Origin of the sequence: Leptolyngbya sp. FACHB-36, assembly GCF_014695955.1 — a bacterium.
Classification (GTDB): domain Bacteria; phylum Cyanobacteriota; class Cyanobacteriia; order Leptolyngbyales; family Leptolyngbyaceae; genus FACHB-36.
In genome coordinates, this window is sequence record NZ_JACJPG010000276.1 from 1 (window position 1) to 2,213 (window position 2,213).

The 2,213-nt window shown below is 55.4% G+C and carries 2 protein-coding genes and 1 pseudogene; all 3 read right to left on the bottom strand.

Annotated features, from left to right (window positions below; genetic code table 11):
* Nucleotides 1-689: pseudogene (locus tag H6F43_RS07250) on the bottom strand (S9 family peptidase); the annotation flags it as partial.
* A gap of 145 nt (nt 690-834) precedes the next feature.
* Nucleotides 835-1,068, bottom strand: coding sequence for a Nif11-like leader peptide family natural product precursor (locus H6F43_RS07255; RefSeq protein ID WP_190342110.1), 234 nt, complete (start codon nt 1,066-1,068; stop codon nt 835-837).
* A gap of 245 nt (nt 1,069-1,313) precedes the next feature.
* The coding region (locus H6F43_RS07260) for a transketolase C-terminal domain-containing protein (RefSeq protein ID WP_277879892.1) at nt 1,314-2,213 on the bottom strand (900 nt) is incomplete at its 5' end.

Here is a 2,213-nt window from a genome sequence, read left to right on the forward strand (position 1 = left end):
GCGCCTCCATAGGAGACAGGCTCCTTGCCCTTCGGCGTCAGCAGCGATTTTTCTCCCGTTTGAGCATCGAACGTCCAGAGGTTGCTTTCGTTGGCAGATAGAAATTCCAGCACAAGCAATTGGCGATCGTCGGGCGACCAGTCTAGCGGGTACCACCCGCCGCCCTCGACAGTTGCCAACAGGCGATCGGACTGCGGATTCTGCGGATTAATCACGTACAGATCATTGTCTTTCCCGGTGCGGCGCGTTGACGTGTACGCCATGCGATCGCCCTTTGTAGACCAAACGCCCCGCGTATTTTTGGATTTGCCGTCGGTGAGGAGAGTGACGGCTCCAGTCGCGCGATCGTAGCGGTAGTTCTGGTCAAACTCGTTGCCGCCCACGTCGCGGCTGAAGACAAAATAGTCGCCATTCGTCGGCTGGTACGTGGCATCCGCAGGCGATTCTGGAAAAAAGGTTAGCTGCTTACGGGCACCCAAGGGAAACTTAACTTGGTGAAACTGTGCCCGATTGCAGAAGCGCGTCGTAATCAGGAGTTCTCGATCTGTTGGGTGCCAGCTTTCCAGCACGGCACCACGAAACTCGGTGTAGCGCCCAACATCCTCGACCAGCGACAGCGGAATCTCTGGAATACCTTCAACGACGAGATTCTCATTCGGCGGTAGCGTTGCAGCTTCAATCGGTGCCATAGAGGTCAGCCAAAGAACAGCAGCGAGGAGAACGGCAAAAATGGTTCGCATGGGATCGATCGAAGGCATTCAGGCTGAGCATGTCCACCTGCGTAGAGTGCGATTCAGCCCGGTGGGTCGTTGCTGAATTATAGCTTGCCTGCTCTCACACCCAATTAATGCCGCGTAGCCACTTCCAAACGCCTGTCGATCGCCGGACCGCAATTCCTTGACTTTGCTCTTTGGCAAGTGTCATGAGTTCCTGCGTTGTAAAGCTGTAGCCCAACTGTTCAGCGATGCGGATGAACTCGTCGGAATCCTGCACTCTGTCAAATTTCTCCCGCAGGGTTTCATCGGATGAAACTGCCTGTAAAAACCGAGTTGCACTCTCTTTAGACATCCCTGATTGTCTCCTTGACCGTCAGTACTCGTACTACTTTCAGGTTATATTGCCCCCGATCGAGCCAGCGCTTAAACTTTGGTGAATCCAATTTCGTCAGGATTTACACCCAGTGGTCACAATTGTTTCACAAACTGGTCGGCTAGCTGCTAATAGAAATCATGGTCCCATTCCAACGGGATGAATAGCAAACAGGCTCTCTGTTTGCAGAGAGCCTGTACCATTCCAGTTAAGCAGGTGGGTGACTAGCCAAGGAGTTGCTTTGCTTTGGAGACCACATTATCCACGGTGTAACCAAACTTCTCCATGGCGAGGTTGCCCGGAGCCGAAACGCCGAAGCGATCGATGCTGATGCTCGCACCTTCGCTACCCATGTACTTGCACCAGCCGAAACTCGACGCCGCTTCCACGACTAGACGCTTTTTGGTTTCCGGCGGCAGAATCGCGTTCTTATAGTGCTCGTCCTGCTCCTCAAACAGTTCCCAGCAGGGCATCGACACCACGCGCACGTTGTGACCGTCTGTCCGCAGTTGCTCAGCCGCTTTAACGCAAAGGCTGACTTCGCTGCCCGTGGCGATCAGAATCAGATCGGGTAAATCCAGGCTGTTGGAGACGATGTAGCCACCACGCGCCACGCCCTCGATCGAGCTTCCCTCTAGCTGGGGCAGCGCCTGACGGGTCATTGCCAGCAGCGATGGTTGCTTGCGCCGCTCGATCGCCACTTTGTACGCGCCAGAGGTTTCAGTACCGTCTGCCGGACGGAATACCAGCAGATTCGGAATTGCCCGTAGTGCCGCCAGCGTCTCGATCGGCTGGTGAGTGGGACCATCTTCGCCCAGCGCCACAGAGTCGTGAGTCATGACGTAAATCACGCCTGCATGCGACAGCGCCGACAGGCGAATTGCTGCCCGCATGTAGTCTGCAAACACTAAGAACGTTGCACAGTAAGGAATTAGCCCACTGCCATGCAGCGCAATCCCGTTACAAATCGCGCCCATAGCGTGCTCTCGCACGCCGAACCGGAGGTTGCGGTTCTGGTACGAGCCTTTCTGGAAATCGCCGTAGCCCTTCAGCAGCGTCAGGTTCGAGTGAGTTAGATCCGCAGAGCCACCGATCAGTTCGGGTAGAGCAGGGGCGATCGCGTT